Origin of the sequence: Flavobacterium odoriferum (assembly GCF_025499515.1) — a bacterium.
GTDB lineage: Bacteria > Bacteroidota > Bacteroidia > Flavobacteriales > Flavobacteriaceae > Flavobacterium > Flavobacterium odoriferum.
Genome location: NZ_JAMKFA010000009.1, coordinates 83,007 through 104,111, shown reverse-complemented (window position 1 = coordinate 104,111; position 21,105 = coordinate 83,007). Strand labels below are relative to the sequence as shown.

17 protein-coding genes are annotated in these 21,105 nt (G+C 32.9%); 8 read left to right on the top strand and 9 right to left on the bottom strand.

Features of this window, described 5'->3' with window-relative positions; translation table 11 throughout:
• The first annotated feature begins 38 nt into the window (after positions 1 to 38).
• Positions 39 to 1,613, top strand: coding sequence for a hypothetical protein (locus M9Q43_RS08325; protein WP_262318474.1), 1,575 nt, complete (start codon positions 39 to 41; stop codon positions 1,611 to 1,613).
• A gap of 83 nt (positions 1,614 to 1,696) precedes the next feature.
• Positions 1,697 to 5,362 (top strand): phosphoribosylformylglycinamidine synthase, encoded by a 3,666-nt coding sequence (gene purL, locus M9Q43_RS08320; protein ID WP_408611249.1) that lies wholly within the window; start codon positions 1,697 to 1,699, stop codon positions 5,360 to 5,362.
• Between the two features lie 88 nt (positions 5,363 to 5,450).
• On the opposite strand, the gene M9Q43_RS08315 is transcribed toward purL, so the two are convergent.
• The 9 genes from M9Q43_RS08315 to M9Q43_RS08275 form a co-directional block, all read right to left on the bottom strand.
• Positions 5,451 to 5,876, bottom strand: a complete 426-nt coding sequence (locus tag M9Q43_RS08315) for a hypothetical protein (protein WP_262318472.1) — start codon at positions 5,874 to 5,876, stop codon at positions 5,451 to 5,453.
• Between the two features lie 5 nt (positions 5,877 to 5,881).
• Positions 5,882 to 6,337 (bottom strand): hypothetical protein, encoded by a 456-nt coding sequence (locus tag M9Q43_RS08310; RefSeq protein ID WP_262318471.1) that lies wholly within the window; start codon positions 6,335 to 6,337, stop codon positions 5,882 to 5,884.
• A gap of 158 nt (positions 6,338 to 6,495) precedes the next feature.
• Complete coding sequence (locus tag M9Q43_RS08305; RefSeq protein WP_262318470.1) at positions 6,496 to 6,810, bottom strand: YtxH domain-containing protein; 315 nt, start codon at positions 6,808 to 6,810, stop codon at positions 6,496 to 6,498.
• Between the two features lie 18 nt (positions 6,811 to 6,828).
• Positions 6,829 to 7,467, bottom strand: a complete 639-nt coding sequence (locus M9Q43_RS08300; RefSeq protein WP_262318469.1) for a porin family protein — start codon at positions 7,465 to 7,467, stop codon at positions 6,829 to 6,831.
• 133 nt (positions 7,468 to 7,600) lie between these two features.
• On the bottom strand, positions 7,601 to 9,985 hold the full coding sequence (locus M9Q43_RS08295) for a glycosyltransferase (RefSeq protein ID WP_262318468.1): 2,385 nt from the start codon (positions 9,983 to 9,985) through the stop codon (positions 7,601 to 7,603).
• Positions 9,975 to 11,009: a glycoside hydrolase family 130 protein gene (locus tag M9Q43_RS08290; RefSeq protein ID WP_262318467.1), complete on the bottom strand. Its 1,035-nt coding sequence runs from the start codon at positions 11,007 to 11,009 to the stop codon at positions 9,975 to 9,977. Before M9Q43_RS08290 ends, M9Q43_RS08295 begins: the two co-directional genes overlap by 11 nt.
• 122 nt (positions 11,010 to 11,131) lie before the next feature.
• Positions 11,132 to 11,353 carry a hypothetical protein gene (locus tag M9Q43_RS08285; protein ID WP_262318466.1) on the bottom strand — a complete coding sequence of 74 codons (222 nt, stop codon included), beginning with the start codon at positions 11,351 to 11,353 and terminating at the stop codon, positions 11,132 to 11,134.
• A gap of 117 nt (positions 11,354 to 11,470) precedes the next feature.
• Entirely contained in the window at positions 11,471 to 12,043 is a 573-nt protein-coding gene (locus M9Q43_RS08280) for a helix-turn-helix domain-containing protein (protein ID WP_262318465.1), read from the bottom strand.
• Positions 12,044 to 12,087: 44 nt separating this feature from the next.
• Complete coding sequence (locus M9Q43_RS08275) at positions 12,088 to 12,441, bottom strand: cupin domain-containing protein (protein ID WP_262318464.1); 354 nt, start codon at positions 12,439 to 12,441, stop codon at positions 12,088 to 12,090.
• 287 nt (positions 12,442 to 12,728) lie between these two features.
• Between M9Q43_RS08275 and M9Q43_RS08270 the strand changes: the two genes are divergently transcribed.
• From M9Q43_RS08270 to rlmH, 6 genes are all read left to right on the top strand, one after another.
• Positions 12,729 to 14,510, top strand: coding sequence for an AMP-dependent synthetase/ligase (locus M9Q43_RS08270; RefSeq protein ID WP_262318463.1), 1,782 nt, complete (start codon positions 12,729 to 12,731; stop codon positions 14,508 to 14,510).
• A gap of 129 nt (positions 14,511 to 14,639) precedes the next feature.
• On the top strand, positions 14,640 to 15,080 hold the full coding sequence (locus M9Q43_RS08265) for a MarR family winged helix-turn-helix transcriptional regulator (RefSeq protein WP_262318462.1): 441 nt from the start codon (positions 14,640 to 14,642) through the stop codon (positions 15,078 to 15,080).
• Positions 15,081 to 15,098: 18 nt separating this feature from the next.
• Complete coding sequence (locus M9Q43_RS08260; RefSeq protein ID WP_262318461.1) at positions 15,099 to 17,489, top strand: 3-hydroxyacyl-CoA dehydrogenase/enoyl-CoA hydratase family protein; 2,391 nt, start codon at positions 15,099 to 15,101, stop codon at positions 17,487 to 17,489.
• A 42-nt stretch (positions 17,490 to 17,531) separates the two neighbouring features.
• Positions 17,532 to 18,722, top strand: coding sequence for an acetyl-CoA C-acyltransferase (locus M9Q43_RS08255; protein WP_262318460.1), 1,191 nt, complete (start codon positions 17,532 to 17,534; stop codon positions 18,720 to 18,722).
• Between the two features lie 21 nt (positions 18,723 to 18,743).
• Positions 18,744 to 20,534, top strand: coding sequence for an acyl-CoA dehydrogenase family protein (locus M9Q43_RS08250; protein WP_133607187.1), 1,791 nt, complete (start codon positions 18,744 to 18,746; stop codon positions 20,532 to 20,534).
• Between the two features lie 97 nt (positions 20,535 to 20,631).
• Positions 20,632 to 21,105 carry a 23S rRNA (pseudouridine(1915)-N(3))-methyltransferase RlmH gene (gene rlmH / locus M9Q43_RS08245; RefSeq protein WP_262318459.1) on the top strand — a complete coding sequence of 158 codons (474 nt, stop codon included), beginning with the start codon at positions 20,632 to 20,634 and terminating at the stop codon, positions 21,103 to 21,105.

Below are 21,105 nucleotides of genomic sequence, written 5' to 3'. Positions count from 1 at the left end.
TTAAAATTAATAATTACATTTACAAAAATTAACATTACATGCGCCGTTTATTACTTTTATTACTAATAGGTTTTGCTGTTTCATTAACTTCATGCCGAAACGATTTTGATTTTGAATCAAGAACTGGTGGTTTGGAATTTTCTAAAGACACCGTTTATTTAGATACCGTTTTTACTGACATTGGTTCAAGTACTTATACATTAAAAGTGTACAACCGAAGTGACAAAAACATTTCGATTCCATCACTTCGATTGAAGGACACAACTGCATCTAAATACAGATTAATGGTAGATGGAATAGCAGGTCAAGTATTTGAAAATGTAGAAATCTTAGCAAAAGATAGTATGTACATTTTCGTTTCCGTAACTGCCGAAGTTGCCGATGCAAATCCTACCGATTTTCTTTATACTGATCAAATTCTCTTCGGAGAAAAATCCAATCCAAATCATCAAAAAGTGGAATTGGTTACTCTAATTCAAGATGCTTATTTTATTTATCCTGGAAGAGTTCAAAATCCAGATGAATCCTATACTTATGATGAACTAAACTTAGGAGTTGATGGTGACGGAAATCCTATTACGATTCGGGGTCGATTTTTGGAAGAAACGAATCCAATCAATGGAAACGAATTGCATTGGACCAATACCAAACCTTATGTTGTGTATGGTTATGCTGCAGTTCCGAGTACAAAAACGTTAGTGGTAGATGCTGGAGCAAGAGTTCATTTTCATGCAGAATCTGGTTTAATTGTTGCTAATAATGCATCTATTCACGTGAATGGAACAACTTCACTAACTGAAGATTTAGAAAACGAAGTCATTTTTGAAGGAGATCGTTTAGAACCCGATTTTGCAGAAGTTCCAGGTCAATGGGGAGCTATTTGGCTCACACAAGGAAGTACAAACAACCAAATTAAAAATTTAACCATTAAAAATGCTACGGTTGGAATTTTAGTTTCTGGAAACGATGGCAGTCCTACTCCAACTTTAAATATTGAAAATACTCAAATTTACAATTGTGCTAATGTTGGGCTTTTAGCTCGAACAGGTAATATTGAAGGTCGAAATGTAGTCATAAACAATTGTGGTCAAACAGCATTTGCAGGAAGTTTTGGCGGCAGTTATGAATTTACACATTGTACATTTGCAAATTATTGGTCAAGCCCAACTCAAACCTCAGTTTTATTAGATGATTATATTCAAACTGATACTGGAAACGTAGTAGAACCTTTGACCAAAGCAAATTTTAGAAATTGTATCATATATGGAAGTTCTAATTTAGCAATTAGTTTAAAGAAAGAAGGAACCTCTTTTAATTACAATTTTGATCATTGTTTAATTAAATTTATTGACCCAGGAAATTTAATTTCAAATACAGAACTATACCAATTTTCTTCAAATCTAAAATTTGCAAATTGCATTATTGCAACAAATTCAAGTTCAAACAGACCAGATTTTAAAGCCCCATCAAATAATGAATTAATTATTGGAGAAGATTCAGCAGCTAAAGGAACTGCGGATTTTACATATTCATCTGGTACAACAGATATTTTAAATCAATCTAGAAGTAATCCATCTGATATGGGTGCTTACAATTGGACTACTTTTGATTAATTTAAACAGAACCTATTATTATTTTGTTTGTTCTATTTTTTAGAATAAATTTGCAACTTCAACAACACAAACAACTACATACAATGATTCATTTCTTCGGAAACCAATCCAACACGGTTTTTGCGGTTCAAACGCAAAACGAGATTTCATCAGAAGACATCAACAAATTAAATTGGCTTTTTGGCAACGCACATAAAATAGAAAAATCCGTATTGTCGGATTTTTTTGTTGGACCACGTGCCGCAATGGTTACGCCTTGGAGTACCAATGCTGTAGAAATTACTCAAAACATGGGAATTTCGGGCATCATTCGTATTGAGGAATTTGAAAAAGTAGCAGCCGATTTTAACGATTTCGACCCAATGCTTTCGCAAAAGTATTCGGAATTAAATCAAGAAATTTATACAATTAATATCCAACCAGAACCAATATTGGATATTGAAGATATTGATGCTTACAATAAATCAGAAGGTTTGGCATTGAGTCCAGAAGAAGTGGAATATCTAGATAATCTTTCTACGAAATTAGGAAGAAAGTTAACCGATTCTGAAATTTTTGCTTTCTCACAAGCCAATTCAGAGCACTGCCGTCACAAAATTTTCAATGGAACGTTTGTGATTGATGGCGAAGAAAAACCAACTTCTTTATTCAAATTAATTAAGAAAACATCAGAAACAAATCCAAATGATATTGTTTCGGCTTATAAAGATAACGTAGCTTTTGTAAAAGGTCCGAAAGTAACGCAATTTGCTCCAAAAAGTGCAGACAAACCTGATTTTTACCAAGAAAAAGAATTTGATTCGGTTCTTTCCTTAAAAGCAGAAACACACAACTTTCCAACAACAGTTGAGCCTTTCAACGGAGCTGCAACAGGTTCAGGAGGAGAAATTCGTGACCGTTTAGCAGGTGGACAAGGTTCATTACCATTAGCAGGAACTGCTGTTTACATGACTTCTTATTCTCGTTTAGCAGAAGAGCGTCCATGGGAAAACGGAATGGCAGAAAGACCTTGGTTGTACCAAACACCAATGGATATTTTAATTAAAGCTTCGAACGGAGCTTCAGATTTTGGAAATAAATTTGGACAACCTTTAATTACGGGTTCTATTTTAACTTTCGAGCATGAAGAAAACAATCGTAAAATTGGTTACGATAAAGTTATCATGCAAGCAGGTGGAATTGGTTATGGAAAATTAGATCAAGCGATTAAAAAGAAACCTACGGCTGGCGATAAAATCGTTATTTTAGGTGGAGAAAATTATAGAATTGGAATGGGTGGCGCTGCAGTATCTTCAGCAGATACTGGTGCTTTTGGTTCAGGAATTGAATTAAATGCCATCCAACGTTCGAATCCAGAAATGCAAAAACGTGCTGCCAATGCCATTCGTGGTTTAGTAGAAAGCGATAACAATCCAATCGTTTCGATTCACGATCATGGTGCTGGTGGACATTTAAATTGTTTATCGGAATTAGTAGAAGAAACAGGTGGATTAATCGATTTAGATAAATTACCTGTTGGTGACCCAACGCTTTCGGCTAAAGAAATCATCGGAAACGAATCGCAAGAAAGAATGGGATTAGTGATTGGTGAAAAAGACATCGAAACCTTACAAAGAATTGCCGACAGAGAACGTTCTCCAATGTATCAAGTGGGTGACGTAACTAACGACCATAGATTTACTTTCGAATCAAAATCTACAGGGTTAAAACCAATGGATTACGCTTTAGAAGATTTCTTCGGAAGTTCGCCAAAAACGATTATGACGGATAAAACCGTTGCCACCAACTATTCAGATTTAGAATATTCAAAAGAAAATATAGGAAGCTACTTAAGTCAGGTTTTACAATTGGAAGCGGTGGCTTGTAAAGATTGGTTAACCAATAAAGTAGACCGTTGTGTTGGTGGTCGCGTTGCCAAACAACAATGTGTGGGTCCATTACAATTGCCTTTAAATAATGTTGGTGTAATGGCATTGGATTTCAAAGGAAAAGAAGGAATTGCAACTTCTATAGGGCACTCACCTATTGCGGCTTTGGTAAATCCAGTTTCTGGTTCACGCACAGCTATTGGTGAAGCGTTATCCAATTTAGTGTGGGCACCATTGAAAGGTGGTTTAGCTTCGGTTTCTTTATCGGCCAACTGGATGTGGGCTTGTAAAAATGAAGGTGAAGACGCTCGTTTATACGAAGCAGTTAAAGGATGTTCTGATTTTGCTATTGAATTAGGAATCAATATTCCAACTGGAAAAGATTCACTTTCAATGAAGCAAAAATATCCAAATGACGAAGTGATTGCTCCGGGAACGGTTATTATTTCTGCCGCTGGAAATTGTTCGAACATTACAAAAGTAGTGGAACCTGTTTTACAAAGAAATGGCGGTAATATTTATTATATCAACTTATCACAAGATTCATTTAAATTAGGTGGAAGTTCATTTGCGCAAGTGTTGAATAAAATTGGAAATGATGTTCCAACGATTCAAAACTCGGAATTCTTTAAAAAAGCGTTCAACGTTTTACAAGATTTAATTAAGGATAGAAAAATCAAAGCAGGACACGATATTGGAAGCGGTGGTTTAATCACAACTTTATTAGAAATGTGTTTTGCAGATGATAAATTAGGTGCGTTAATCGACTTGAGTTCTTTAGGAGAAAAAGATACGGTTAAAGCTTTATTTAATGAGAATATCGGAGTTGTTTTCCAAGCAGATGCTGAAGTGGAAGCAACTTTCGCACAACATAATATTGAGATTTTCAAAATTGGTTCAGCTATCGATGGTGATGCGTTTACGATTATTAATGGTGAAGATAGTTTAACGTTTAGCATTTCTACATTAAGAGATACTTGGTTCAAAACTTCTTTTCTATTAGATTCAAAACAATCTAAAAACGGAATGGCGCAAGCACGTTTTGATAATTACAAAAATCAGAAATTACAATTCACTTTCCCATCGCATTTTGATGGTAAATTGCCAGTAATTGATGCGTCAAAACCAAGACCAAAAGCAGCAATTATTCGTGAAAAAGGAAGTAATTCTGAACGTGAAATGGCAAATGCAATGTTCTTAGCTGGATTTGATGTAAAAGATGTACACATGACCGATTTAATTTCGGGAAGAGAAACATTGGAAGACATTCAATTCATCGGAGCAGTTGGAGGATTTTCGAATTCCGATGTTTTAGGTTCGGCTAAAGGTTGGGCTGGAGCGTTCTTATACAACGAAAAAGCCAATACAGCTTTAAAAAACTTCTACAAACGCGAAGACACACTTTCAGTTGGAATTTGTAATGGTTGTCAGTTGTTAATGGAATTAGAATTGATTAATCCAGAGCACGAAGTTCATGGAAAAATGCATCACAATACTTCGAACAAACACGAAAGTGGTTTTACTTCGGTAACCGTTCAGAAAAATAATTCGGTGATGTTATCAACGTTAGAAGGAACAACATTAGGTGTTTGGATTTCGCACGGAGAAGGAAAATTCAAATTGCCTTATTCTGAAGAAAAATATAATATTGTAGCAAAATATGCTTACGAAGGTTATCCAGCCAATCCAAATGGTTCTGATTTCAACACGGCTATGATGTGCGATACTACTGGAAGACACTTAGTAATGATGCCGCACATTGAGCGTTCGACTTTCCCTTGGAACTGGGCTCATTACCCAGAAAGAGGTCAAAAAGACGAAGTTTCTCCATGGTTAGAAGCATTTGTAAATGCTAGAAAATGGATTGAAAATAAGAAATAGAAATAGAAAAGCTCTCATACACTGAGAGCTTTTTTTATGCAAGAAAAACTGCCCGAAAGCAGTTTTTCCAAAATCAACCCCAAAAAAACTAAAACTTATCTGTTTCAAGAACACCGTATTGTCCTGGATATTGTGTACTAACATCATCTTCGGCTGTTACAAAAATTCGTTTCGGTTTTGATGAAGAAACACTTTCAAACTTTACATGAAGTTTTGAAGTTCCTACAATTTGACCAATATTTAACGGAATTTGATTTTGTTCTGATGACAACCAAACCACATAATATTTTTTAGGTGGTTGCAAACGCTCCGGTTCTGCCAAATATGAAATTTCTAACTTGAAGTTGTAATTATTATTTTTGTCCTTTTTAACTGATATATCTCCTCTTGCCGCAGGAACAACATTTGAATTTTCAAACTCTATATTTTTAGAGCAAGATGTAAACATTTGCAATAAGGCAAAAGGTAACACTAAAAAAAGTGCTAATTTTAATGATAAATAATTTGTTTTCATACTCTTTATTTTTTCTTGTTACGATCAGCCATATTAGAAATCGATTTACCTAAATCATCTAATTCATTATTAAAATCTACTTTGAATAATGCCCATTTTTGTTCTGGACCTTGCTCGTAATTTTCAATTTTAAGTTTTAACTCGGTATTTCTTTTTTCTAATTTATTAATTTCAACTTCATCAATATCTCTATTTACTTTTCCTTTTGAACTAATTTTTGATTTTAAATCATTAATTACGCTCTGATTTTCAGCCAATTTTATTTGAATGCTCTCTTTGAACGTGTTGAAATCGTTAATTGAATCAAATTCTGCCTGATCTAAATCTGCTTCAGCGTCAATTAAATCTTCTGTTGCTTCTTTCACATCTGCTTCTTTAGCAGTTGGCGAATTATTGCAACTTGTCATAAAAAGTCCGATTATACTAGTGGTAAGAATTGTTTTAATAATATATGTTTTCATTTTATTTTTTTGTTTTTATAAAACCATGATTTCTTTTTTCAGATATGTAAAATTTTCATTTTAGTGGTCATATATGTTATCGCCTTTTTACTTAAGCTCGCTTCTGCAAACTTGTTCTTAATGGTGATTTAAAAATGAAACCATGGTCTTTATTATTATTATTTCTTATTCATTTCATGATCTGAACCGCTGTGAAGCAATTCATTAGCTTTGTCTTTAAATGAAGTAGAAGCTTTACTTATTTTATCTTCTAAAAGATTTTCAACTTTCATTGCTTTATCTTTTAAATATTGACCATCTTCTTTTATTTCATCTTTAAACCTATATGCCGAGTTTTTTAAACTTTTAGCAATATTGTTTCTTGTTTTTTTACCTTTATGAGGTGCAAATAATACTCCGATAGTTGCTCCAATAAGTGCTCCAACAAATAAACTTCCAAAAACTAATTTTCCTTTACTATTAAGATTTTCCATGATATTTTATTTTAAAAATTAAAATCTGTAACCTACTGTAGCTTGATACCACATGTTTTTGTAACGTGGTGTTGTTGAAGTTCCATCACCGTTGTTATTTTTTAAATCCCAACCGCCCCTAACTCCAATAACAAGATTTTGAATATTAAAATCCACGCCACCAATAAGCGAAAAAGTATTTTTACGAACGTTATCGTTTTCAAATTCTTCTTCTTGTGTTGAACTTAAAGAACCTCCAGTAAACTCATCTTTTTGTTTTAATAAATATGAATATTGTGGTCCAAATAAAAGTGTTACATATTCAACTGGTTTAACAGCTAAAAACAATGGAATGTCAATATAATCTGTTGTTCTTGTAGTTTCATAATCTGTACCTAAAAAAGTTCCAGTTGATTTAAATCCTTTTTGAGAAAATAAAACCTCTGGTTGAACACCAATAAATTTTCCTAACGGAATTGATACAAATACTCCACCTGCTAATCCAAATTTTCCATCTGCAACAAAATCTTCGCCTTCTGAATCGTAAACGTTAGAATAATTTGTTCCTAATTTTAATCCGAAGAATAATTTATCTCGATTATCTGTTGTTGACTCTTGAGCCATAGAATTTGTAACCGATAAAGTAACTAATGCGATCATTATGATTGCTTTTTTCATTTTTTTTCAATTTAAGTTATATGCGTAATATTTTTTTTTAAAACCTTACTATTAATAGTTATAATTTATACTACAAAGGTGCAGTAGGAACAATCAAAATGTGTTATACAATCTATTTTATAACTTACATGATTCACTCATTTTGAAAGGCTTCCTCAAAGAAAACCTTTTCATATATAGGCTTCACAGCTTTTTCCATTGCAAATCGTGAAAGCAAATAACTAATAGTTGATTCTGCACCTTGATTTAGATTCACATGATTTTGCTCTAAACCATCATAACAACCACCTGTTTTTGGATTATAAACTATTTGATGCAAATGATTTTTTCCTAAAAACCAATCAAATGCAATACGCATCTTGTCTCTGTATGTTTCATCTTCATATACTTGATAAAAAGTTTGTAATGCCAAAATTGTGTAAGCAACATCTATTGGTTGTTCACCAAATTGATTTACCGATTTTCCTCGATGATACCAACCTTGATTAGAAATCACTTTGATTTGATCTTCTTTAAAAGTTAGAGAAAGTAAAAAATCAAACGAATTTTTTGCAATGTCTTTATACAATTCGCTCCCTGTACTCAAACCAGCAAATAACATTGCTTCTGGTAAAATACTGTTAGCATAGGTAAGATAATCTTCAAACCATTTCCATTTTTTATCTGAAATTCCACGGTATTTTGAAACTAAATTATCAGCTAACGAAGTGATTAAAAAATTTATTCTTGGACTTTGACTTTCTAAATTGTAAAAATATAATCCTTTAATGGCAAACGAAATAGCTCTTGGAGAATGAAACTTGTGTATATTGATTAAAGCTTTTTCAATTGCGAATTTTGCTTTTCTAATCATGTTACCAGGAATAATTTCTTTAAATGAAATAAATTCACCTAACGCCCAAATAGCTCTACCATTGGCATCTTCTAAATTTTCATCAGTATTGTTAGATGTGAAATTACCTTCTTTATCTACATAATTTAAAAAGCTACCATCTTCTTGTTGGCAAAATAAAATAAACTTCAAATAAATTTTTATTAATTCTAAGTCTTCATCAGAACTGGTCAACTCATAATGCTTTGTGACTGCTATAAGTGCTCGTGCATTATCATCTAAGGTATAACCGGACTCTATGTTTGGTTTTGAAATAGCCGAAAATTGGATTAATCCATTTATAGTCGTCATTCTTTTGATATGGTTTAATGAAATTATCGGCATTTCATACTGCAAGACAATATTATGTTTATTGTTCCTGTTTTTTATCAACTCAATATGTGCAATGGCTGAATTTTGCCAAGATGTTGAGCTAATTTTATGTAATGCATTTAAGCGCATTTCTCTCAATAACTTTGGATTATAAAGTAATTCAATGGTTTTTTCGGCAAGTTGATTGGCATTTTGAAAATCATAATTGAATCCAGCGCCTTGCAAAAATTCTTTAGCATGCGGAATTGGCGTTGCTATAACAGGACAACCGCAAGCCATAGCATAAGCCAATGTTCCACTAACCGCTTGATTAGGATCTTTTGAAGTAAATAAATAAATTTTTGTGCGTTGCAAATAATCCATTAATTCGTCTAAAGACAAATACTTATTTATAAACCGAACGTTATTTTCTAAATGTAAGTTTTGCACCTTTTCGTAAAGAAAATTGCGGTATTTTTCACCATCATGTTTTAAAACTTCAGGATGGGTTTTTCCAATAATTAGATAAATTACATTCGGAAATTTTTCGATAATTTTAGGCAAAGCGTCTAAAGCTGTTTCTATACTTTTTCCTTCATTTAGTAATCCAAAAGTGGTGAGTACTACCCTATCGCTAAACTGATTTTTTGTCTTATGTTGCAAATTATCAAACGATGCAACCAAATGAGTTCCATGAGAAATTACTGAAATTTTTCGTTCTGCAATTCCGTAATCAGCCATTAAAATAGCTTTTGAAATTGAAGTCATCACAACTAAAAAATCTGAATAATCAGCAATTTTACGAACTACTTTTTTAAGTTTTTCATCTGGTTTTGGTAAAACTGTATGAAATGTAGTTGTAACGGGGCGTTTCAAATGCTTCATGAATTTCAACAAATAATCACCATAAATGCCACCAAAAAGACCAAATTCGTGTTGTAAAAATACCATTGCAATATTTTTATCAGCATTTAATTTTGCAGATAAATAAGAAAAATGAGTTGCAACATCTGTACTTAATTTATATTTTACTTCTTCTGGGTAATTATAATTTGATTCGGAAGTTTCTAATGCACAAACTTTCAATGAAAAAGTAGTTCCAAATTTTTCTTGAATGGCGTTTTTTAAATCCTGAGTATAGGTTGCAATGCCACATTCTCTTGGCGGATAAGAAGTTATAAAAACAATTTCGGGTAATGTTTTTGGCACAGCTGGAATTAGTTCGTGTTCAGAATTTGCAATGAATTTCATTAAATCGCTTTCTTTCAAATTGTTTTTTGCTTCGTTAAAAACGAGTAAAGAATTGTTATAAATGGGAAAAAAATTAGCTCTCATGTTGTGTTGGATTTAGTAAAAGTTCTTGTAATAATGCCTTTAAACTCATAGATGCGCAAGCAATACATTTGTCAGCTGCTCCATAATAGATATAGAGCGTATCTTCAAATAATGCAGTTCCTGTGGGGAAAACCACATTGGAAACCACACCATTTTTTTCATAATCGAGTTCTGGCTTGAACAAAGGATCGACTAATCTTGCGATAACTTTTGTAGGATTATCAATGTCTAATAGTGCAGCAGCGGCTGAATAAATATAACCTTCGGAAGTATCAAAAACGCCGTGATAAATAAGTAGCCAACCTAATTCGGTTTCTATGGGAGGACAACCACCTCCTATAAAACCTGATTCGTGATTGGTTCCTACTGGATCCAAAATAATATGCTCGTTAAAATGTAGAAAATATTGATTCCAAAATTCTTTGGTTAAATCTTCTAAACTATCAATCAAAACCAATTGAATTCCGGGACGTATTCGATGTAGAAAAGCCAATTTCCCTTTTATTTTTCTTGGAAAAAAAATTACATCTTTATCCCAAAGAAAAACTTCTTCATTGTGCTTAAAATGGCGTACATGACGAAAATATTTTGCATTTACCAAATTATTGCATTCGGCTAATCGTTTAAATTCGTCAAAAGTAAATTTTGGAACAATAATTCCGTGTCGCTCAAAAGTGAGTAAATCGGTTGAGGTGACTAAAGCTCCTAATGCATTGATTCCGTTATAAGCGGTATAGGTTATGTAATAAACACCATCTATTTTAACAATTCTTGCATCTTCAACACCTTTTGATTCCTCATCAGAAAAAGGAATTAATAATGGTGTATTGTTACGTTGAACTATTTTTAGTGGTCCTTCAAATTTAGCATATCCAATGGTTGAATAATTACCACTTCTAACCGCTCGATACAACATATGCACAATGTTTCCCTCTTGCATAATAGCAGGATTTAAAACACTATCATTTTCAAACGAGAGTTTAGTTTTTTTTAGAAGTATGCCTTCTTTTGTGATTTGTATCATTTTGAGTTGTAGTTAGATGAAAAAAAAGCGTAGATGATAATTCACCTACGCCTTTTATTGGCTATTATGTGTATTCTTAGCATTTTTCAGTTACTAAGTTGCCCACAAAAAAAAGTCAATTATTATGCTGTAGGTTGCCCTTTTTTGATAATATTAATCACTTCCTCTCGTTTTTTGTGCAAGCGTGCCTCTACTCTTTCAAGTAAATCATCTTCTCTACCACTTTCGAATTTTAAATCAGAATCTGTTAATTGCGGAAATTTATCTTTTAAATTATCAGCTTGTCTTTTCCAATCTCCAGAAATTTTAAAAACTTCTGTTCCTTTGTTTGCTTTTGATTCCATTTTAAGTATTTTTAAATGTTATAATCTTATTTAACAAAGGTTATTATTTAAAAACAAAATGTGTTATAGCATTAAAACAAAATATTTCATAAATCACACATTTTCAAATATTTAAAACTAAACATCTTCTAAGTTTTCTCTAAGTTTTGATTTTTTTCTTTTTTTCAATTGTTTGAAATAAGATGGAGATAATCCGGTAACTTTTTTAAATTGGCTGGATAAATGAGCCACACTACTGTAATTTAGTACATACGCTATTTCTGTCAAATTCATTTCATCATATAAAAGTAATTCTTTAACACGTTCAATTTTGTGATTGATGATGTATTGCTGAATGGTAATACCTTTTACATCTGAAAAAATGTTGGATAAATACGTGTAATCTTGATTGAGCTTTTCGCTTATGTAATCTGAATAATTAACTTTTGGTAATTCATCTGTATAATGAACCATTTCGATAATTACATCTTTAATTTTTTCAATAAGAATAGATTTTTTGTCGTCTAATAATTCAAGACCAGACATGGCCAAATTTTTTTTCAACAAATCAAATTGTTTAGGAGTTATGTCTTCCAAAATTTCAACAACTCCTAAATCAACGATAACATGATGCAACCCTATTTTCTTTAGCTCTTCTTTGACCATCATTTTGCAACGAAGACTAACCATATATTTAATATAGAGTATCATTTTTGTTTTGGTTTTAAAAGCAAATTAATTTTTGCTCCGCTTATTTAATCTTCATAACCACTTTTAATTACGGTTGAAATCATTTTAAATTGTTCATTAGCATTAAAATGGTGTGTGGAATGTGCAGGAATAACCATACCATCCCCTAGTTTTAATTTGAATTTTTTCTTATCAACAGTAATTTCTGCTACACCATCAATAATTTGAATATAGGTATCAAAAGGTGATCTTTTTTCATCTAACTCTTCTCCAGCATCAAAGGAAGAGGCGGTAACATTTCCTGTTACTTTTTTTATAATTGTTTTACTTACCACAGCATTTGGTAAATATTCAATTAGTTCTACAACAATGTGTATTTTTCCTTTTTCGACTTCTACAACTTCGTTTGGCTTTTTCATTTTTTTTTGGCAGAATTGCTTTATAACTTTAAACTCGAATTACAACTCTATTCAAAGGTGGTTAATTATTTAACAAAATCATTACAAAATCTTATTTATTATTTACATAAATCTCATTTTAGCAATAAAACCTATATTTTTGTATTATCAATATAATTTTGATAATTTAGTAGGCAAGCATACTATTTTTAAATTCATAAAAATTTAATCCATAGATTATCAATTATTTAAAAAATTGCACAATTAGTTTTATTTTTATAATTTGCAACAAATATTAATTGTGAATTATGACAAATATTACACGCTTATTTGACTTTCCTTACCATCAATTAGAAAAGTACAACTTACCAGACGCTCTTGTAACAAAATATAACGGCGAATGGGTTAAGACTTCTACTAAAGAATATCTTGATAAAGCTAATGCTATTTCAAGAGGATTAATTCGTTTAGGAGTCAATAAAAATGATAAAATTGCTATTATTTCTTCAAACAATAGAACAGAATGGCATATTACAGATATTGGTGCTTTGCAAACTGGTGCACAAACTGTGCCTATTTATCCAACGATTGCTTCAGAAGATTATGAATATATATTAAACCATTCAGAATCTTCTTATTGTTTTGTTTCAGATCAAGAAGTTTATGACAAATTATTAGCTGTACAAAAAAACATTCCAAATCTTAAAGCTATTTATTCTTACAATGATATTGAAGGATGTAAAAGTTGGAAAGAAATTCTTGAACTCGGAGCAGATGAATCAAATCAGGATGTAGTTGAAGATCGAAAAAACAATGTAACTACTACAGATTTAGCAACTATAATATATACCTCTGGAACTACAGGAAGACCAAAAGGTGTGATGTTATCACATCAAAATATTGTTTCTGATGTTTTAATGAGTGCACCAAGAGTTCCACTTAGACCAGGAGATACAAAAGCATTAAGTTTTTTACCTATTTGCCATATTCTTGAACGAATGATTGTCTATTTATACCAATATTATGGTATCTCAATATACTTTGCCGAGAGTATCGAAAAAATGTCAGACAACTTAAAAGAAGTAAAGCCACATGTAATGGTTGTTGTGCCAAGATTACTAGAAAAAGTTTACGAAAAAATCTACGCAAAAGGTGCCGATTTAACTGGAATCAAAAAGAAACTATTCTTTTGGGCAACCGGTTTAGGAATTCAATTCAAACCTTATAAAGAAAACGGATGGTTTTATGAATTTCAGCTTAAAATTGCAAGAAAATTAATTTTTTCAAAATGGCAAGAAGCTCTTGGTGGCGAATTAGAACTTTTAGTTTCTGGAAGTGCCGCCTTACAACCAAGGTTAACAAAAGTGTTTACTGCAGCCGGAATTCCAGTCATGGAAGGTTATGGTTTAACCGAAACTTCTCCTGTAATTTCCGTTAACGACATGAGAAACAAAGGTTTCAAAGTAGGTACAGTAGGTAGAGTTTTAGATGGAGTTGAAGTTAAAATTGCTGAAGATGGCGAAATCTTATGTAAAGGTCCAAATGTAATGATGGGTTACTACAAAGATGAAACGCAAACTAATGAAGTTTTAAAAGGTGGTTATTTCCATACAGGTGATATTGGTGAAATAGACAACGAAGGTTTCTTAAAAATTACTGATCGTAAAAAAGAAATGTTCAAAACATCAGGTGGAAAATATGTAGCTCCTCAATTACTAGAAAACACTTTTAAACAATCTCGTTTTATTGAACAAATTATGGTTATTGGCGAAGGCGAAAAAATGCCTGCTGCTTTTATTCAACCAAATTTTGAATTCATCAAAGATTGGGCAATCAAACATCCTGATGTAAAATTAGGAACTACTAACGAAGAAATTATTTCAAATCCTCTAGTCATAAAAAGAATTCAAGAAGAAATAGAACATTATAACGAACGCTTTGGAAATTGGGAAAAAGTAAAACGCTTTGAATTAACTCCTGACGTTTGGTCTATTAATGACGGACATTTAACTCCAACTCTAAAACTTAAACGTAAAATTATAAAAGAAAAATATAATAATTTATATGTAAAAATTTACGGAGAAAAATAAAAGTAAAATCCACTAAGTGAAGTGGTAAATTTCACTTTTTAAATGTTAAATAATCATTAAATCTATAAAAAAATCTTAAAATACTATGCGTGCATAGTATTTTTTTTTATATTTGAAGAAATTTAAGCTATGCAAGATAAAACTATCGACTATATATTAAGATACACTTGGCAAGCTGTTGCTAGAATGTATAACGAAGAAGCAGCTAAATACAGTGCTACAATGGCAACAGGTTTTGCACTTTTAAGCATTGATAGAGAAAATGGCACTCCATCTACCACACTTGGACCAAAAATGGGAATGGAAGCAACAAGTTTAACGAGAACTTTAAAGTCAATGGAAGAAAAAGGGTTAATCATACGAAAAAAAAATCCAGCTGATGGTAGAGGTGTTTTAATTTACTTAACTGAATTAGGGAAAGAAAAAAGAGAACTTTCAAAAAATACAGTTTTAAAATTTAATGAAACTGTAAAAGCAAATATAACCGAAGAAAAATTGCAAAATTTCATGGAAGTTGCCGAAGTTATAAATGAATTAATTACCGACAAAAAAATATTTAACGACAAATAAAACAACAAACCTATAAACATGAAACGTAATATTAAAAAAGTTGCTGTTATTGGTTCCGGAATTATGGGAAGTGGAATCGCTTGCCATTTTGCTAATATTGGTGTAGAAGTCTTATTATTAGACATCGCTCCAAACGAACTAACCGAAGCCGAACAGAAAAAAGGATTAACTTTAGAGAGTAAAGCCGTTAGAAACCGATTAGTTAATGATCATTTAGCTAACGCTTTAAAATCGAAGCCTTCTCCAATTTATCATCCAAGTTTTGCTTCAAGAATTACCACTGGTAACACCACAGATGATATGTCAAAAATTGCAACTGCCGATTGGATTATCGAAGTTGTAGTAGAACGTTTAGACATCAAGAAAATCGTTTTCGAACAAGTTGACAAATATAGAAAACCTGGAACTTTAGTAACATCAAATACATCTGGTATTCCAATTCAGTTCATGAGCGAAGGAAGAAGCGAAGATTTCCAACAACATTTCTGTGGAACGCACTTTTTTAATCCGGCTCGTTACTTAAAATTATTTGAAATTATCCCAGGTCCAAAAACATCAAATGAAGTATTGGATTTCCTAAATGGTTATGGTGAAAAATTCTTAGGAAAAACTTCAGTTGTAGCAAAAGATACACCAGCTTTTATCGGAAATAGAATTGGAATCTTCGGAATACAAAGTTTATTCCACCAAGTAAAAGAAATGGGATTAACGGTTGAAGAAGTTGATAAATTAACCGGACCAGTTATTGGTCGTCCAAAATCAGCTACTTTTAGAACGGTTGATGTTGTTGGTTTAGATACTTTAGTTCATGTGGCTAACGGAATTTATGAAAATTGTCCAAACGACGAAGCACATGAATTATTCAAACTTCCTGAATTTGTTAACAAAATGATGGAAAACAAATGGTTAGGAAGTAAAACTGGACAAGGTTTCTACAAAAAAGAAGGAAAAGATATTCTAACTTTAGATTTAGATACATTAGAATATAGAGCAAATAAAAAAGCTTCTTTCGCTACTTTAGAATTAACCAAAACGATTGAAAAACCAATCGACAGATTCAAAGTTTTAGTTACTGGAAAAGACAAAGCAGGAGATTTCTACAGAAAAAACTTCGCTTCAATGTTCCAATATTGTTCAAACAGAATTCCTGAAATAACAGATGCTTTCTATAAAATCGACGATGCTATGAAAGCAGGATTCGGTTGGGAAAACGGTCCATTCGAAATTTGGGATGCCATCGGAGTTGAAAAAGGAATCGAATTAATGAAAGCGGAAGGTTATCAACCTGCTTCTTGGGTAACCGATATGTTAGCTTCAGGAAACACTTCTTTCTATTCTATTAAAGATGGAGCAACACACTTCTACTCTATCACCAATAAAAAAGTTGAAAAAGTTCCTGGTCAGGATGCTTTCATTATCTTAAATAACATTCGCGAAAGCAAAAAAATATGGAACAACAGCGATTCAATCATTACCGATTTAGGTGATGGAATCATCAATTTAGAATTTACATCTAAAATGAATTCAATTGGTGCTGGGGTTTTACAAGGAATCAACAAAGCCATCGATATTGCTGAAAAAGATTACAATGGTTTAGTGATTGGAAATCAAGGCGCTAATTTCTCAGTTGGAGCCAATTTAGGAATGATTTTCATGATGGCAGTCGAACAAGAATATGACGAATTAAACATGGCCATCAAAATGTTCCAAGACACAATGATGCGTTGTCGTTATTCAGCTATTCCAGTTATCGCAGCTCCTCACGGAATGACATTAGGTGGAGGTTGCGAATTAACCATGCACGCTGATAGAGCGGTTGCCGCTGCAGAAACGTACATCGGATTAGTTGAATTTGGTGTTGGTGTAATTCCTGGCGGTGGTGGTTCTAAAGAAATGGCTTTAAGAGCTTCTGATTTATTCCGTAAAAATGACGTGGAATTAAATGTTTTACAAGAATATTTCTTAACTGTAGGAATGGCAAAAGTAGCTACTTCAGCTTACGAAGGTTTTGATACTGGCGTTTTACAAAAAGGAAGAGATATTGTTGTCGTGAACAAAGACCGCCAAATTGCAACAGCTAAACAAGTAGCTTTACAAATGGCAGAACAAGGTTACACCCAACCTGTAAGAAGAAAAGATATCAAAGTATTAGGAAAACAAGCATTGGGAATGTTCTTAGTTGGAACTGACCAAATGGAAGCTGGTAAATACATTTCTGAACACGATAAGAAAATTGCAAACAAACTGGCTTATGTAATGGCTGGTGGCGATTTATCAGAAGCAACATTAGTTTCTGAACAATATTTATTGGATTTAGAAAGAGAAGCATTTTTATCATTAACAGGAGAAAGAAAATCTTTAGAAAGAATTCAATATATGCTAACTAAGGGTAAACCTTTACGAAATTAATAGCCTCTTAGAGGCAAAATATTGGTAGAAAAAATATTAGATATGAAAAATACAACCGCATATATAGTTTCGGGTTACCGAACCGCAGTAGGAAAAGCACCAAAAGGAGTTTTTCGTTTTAAACGTCCTGACGAATTAGCAGCAGAAACCATCGAACACATGATGAAGGATTTGCCTGATTTCGACAAAACACGTATTGATGATGTAATGGTAGGAAATGCAATGCCAGAAGCAGAACAAGGTTTGAACGTTGGACGTTTAATATCATTAATGGGATTAAAAATCACGGATGTTCCTGGAGTTACAGTAAACAGATATTGTGCTTCTGGAGTAGAAACTATCGCAATGGCAACAGCTAAAATTCAATCCGGAATGGCAGATTGTATCATTGCTGGTGGTGCCGAAAGTATGAGTTATATTCCAATGGGAGGATACAAACCAACGCCTGATTACAAAGTGGCTGCTGCAGGTCACGAAGATTATTACTGGGGAATGGGTTTAACAGCTGAAGCAGTTGCAAAACAATTCAATGTTTCTCGTGCTGACCAAGATGAGTTTGCATACCAATCGCATATGAAAGCGTTGAAAGCGCAAGCAGAAGGAAAATTCGATAAACAAATTGCACCTATCACGGTTGAACAAACGTTTATCAATGAAAACGGTAAAAAAGAAACCAAATCTTATGTAGTAAATAAAGACGAAGGTCCAAGAGCAGGTACTTCTGTTGAAGCTTTAGCTGGATTACGACCAGTATTCGCGGCTGATGGTTCGGTTACCGCTGGAAACTCTTCTCAAATGAGTGATGGAGCTGCTTTCGTTTTAATCATGAGCGAAGAAATGGTAAAAGAATTGAACTTAGAACCAATTGCAAGAATGGTAAGCTACGCTGCTTCTGGTGTAGAACCAAGAATCATGGGGATTGGACCAGTTACCGCAATTCCAAAAGCATTAAAACAAGCGGGATTAAAACAAGACCAAATCGATTTAATTGAATTAAACGAAGCTTTCGCAGCACAATCTTTAGCGGTTGTGAGAGAATTAGGTTTAAATCCTGAAATTGTAAATGTAAATGGAGGGGCTATTGCTTTAGGTCACCCACTAGGTTGTACTGGTGCTAAACTATCAGTTCAATTGTTTGACGAAATGCGCCTGAGAAACAGCAAATACGGAATCGTTTCAATGTGTGTTGGAACTGGTCAAGGAGCTGCCGGAATTTTTGAATTTTTAAAATAAAACTATAAAACTTAATAAGTTATGTCAGATATCATCAGAGGAGGTCAATTCCTTGTAAAAGAAACAAAATGCGAAGACATCTTCACACCAGAAGACTTCAATGAAGAACAAGTTATGATGCGTGATTCGGTTATCGAATTCGTAGACAAAGAAATTTGGCCAAACAAAGAGCGTTTCGAAAAGAAAGATTACGCTTTAACCGAAGACATCATGCGTAAAGCTGGTGAATTAGGTTACTTAAGTGTTGCTGTTCCTGCTGCTTATGGCGGAATGGAAATGGGATTCGTAAACACCGTTTTAGTTTGTGATTACATTTCGGGAGCAACTGGTTCATTTTCAACTGCTTTTGGAGCGCACACTGGAATTGGAACCATGCCTATTACTTTATACGGAACAGAAGAACAAAAACAAAAATATGTACCAAAATTAGCTTCTGGCGAATGGTTTGGTGCGTATTGTTTAACAGAACCAGGAGCAGGATCAGATGCGAATTCAGGAAAAACAAAAGCCGTTCTTTCAGAAGATGGAACACATTATAAAATCACTGGTGGAAAAATGTGGATTTCTAATGCAGGTTTTTGTAACGTAATGATTGTTTTCGCTCGTATTGAAGACGATAAAAATATTACTGGTTTCATCGTTGAAAATGATCCTTCAAACGGAATTTCAATGGGTGATGAAGAGCACAAATTAGGTATTCGCTCCTCTTCTACTCGTCAGGTTTTCTTTAACGAAACAAAAGTGCCAGTAGAAAATATGTTGGCAGGTCGTGGCGAAGGTTTTAAAATTGCGATGAATGCTTTAAATGTTGGACGTATTAAATTAGCAGCTGCTTGTTTAGAAGCACAACGTAGAACCATTACTGGAGCTGTAAATTATGCTAACGAAAGAGTTCAGTTTAAAACACCAATTTCAAGTTTTGGAGCAATTCAAGCTAAAATTGCTGAAATGGCTACAAATGCTTATGCTGGAGAAAGTGCTACTTACAGAGCTGCATCAGATATCGAAAACAGAATTAATATTAGAGTTAGTGAAGGAAATTCGCACCAAGAAGCAGAATTAAAAGGTGTAGAAGAATTTGCAATCGAATGTTCTATCTTAAAAGTAGCGGTTTCTGAAGATGTTCAAGCTTGTACAGACGAAGGAATCCAAATTTTTGGTGGAATGGGATTCTCAGAAGATGCACCAATGGAAAGTGCTTGGAGAGATGCTCGTATCGCAAGAATTTACGAAGGAACTAACGAAATCAACAGAATGTTATCAGTTGGAATGTTAGTAAAAAAAGCAATGAAAGGTCATGTGGATTTATTAGGTCCAGCAATGGCTGTAGCTGAAGAATTAATGGGAATTCCATCTTTCGACATTCCAGATTATTCAGAATTATTTGCTGAAGAAAAAGAAATGATTGCCAAATTGAAAAAAGTATTCTTAATGGTTGCTGGTGCTGCAGTTCAAAAATATGGAGCAGAATTAGAATCACACCAACAATTATTAATGGCAGCTTCTGATATCTTAATCGAAATTTACATGGCTGAAAGTACAATTCTTAGAACAGAAAAATTAGCTAAAAAAGAAGGCGAAGACAAAGTTCAGGAGCAAATTGCTATGGCAAAATTATACTTATATCATGCGGTAGATATCGTAAACCAAAAAGGAAAAGAAGGAATTGTTTCTTTTGCTGAAGGCGACGAACAACGTATGATGTTAATGGGATTAAAACGTTTTACAAAATATACGAATATGCCAAATGTAATTGGTCTTCGTGAAAAAATTGCTGCAAAAATTATTAGCGAAAATAAATACGCTTTTTAATTCAGCAATTAATTGGTTTAGTTTGTTTAAAAAAACCATCCGTTGTAGCGGATGGTTTTTTATTTTCAAAATATGTAATTTTGCAAAAACAATTCAAATGAATATTCGTCTAATTGCCATTGGAAAAACCGACAACAAATCGTTGCAAACATTAATTGATGATTATACAAAACGATTGTCTTTTTATGTGAAGTTTGATTTGGAAATTATTCCGGATATCAAAAACGTAAAAAATCTATCAGAAGCACAACAAAAAGAAAAAGAAGGCGAATTAATTTTATCAAAAATTAGTGTAACCGATCAATTAATTTTACTTGACGAAAATGGAAAAACGTTTAGTAGTGTTGGCTTTTCAGAATATTTGCAAAAGAAAATGAATTCTGGAATTAAAACATTGGTTTTTGTAATTGGTGGACCGTATGGCTTTAGTGATTTGGTTTATCAAAAAGCGCAAGGCAAAATTTCATTGTCAGAAATGACTTTTTCACATCAAATGGTTCGCTTATTTGTAATTGAACAAATTTATAGAGGTTTCACTATTTTAAGAAACGAACCCTACCATCATCAATAA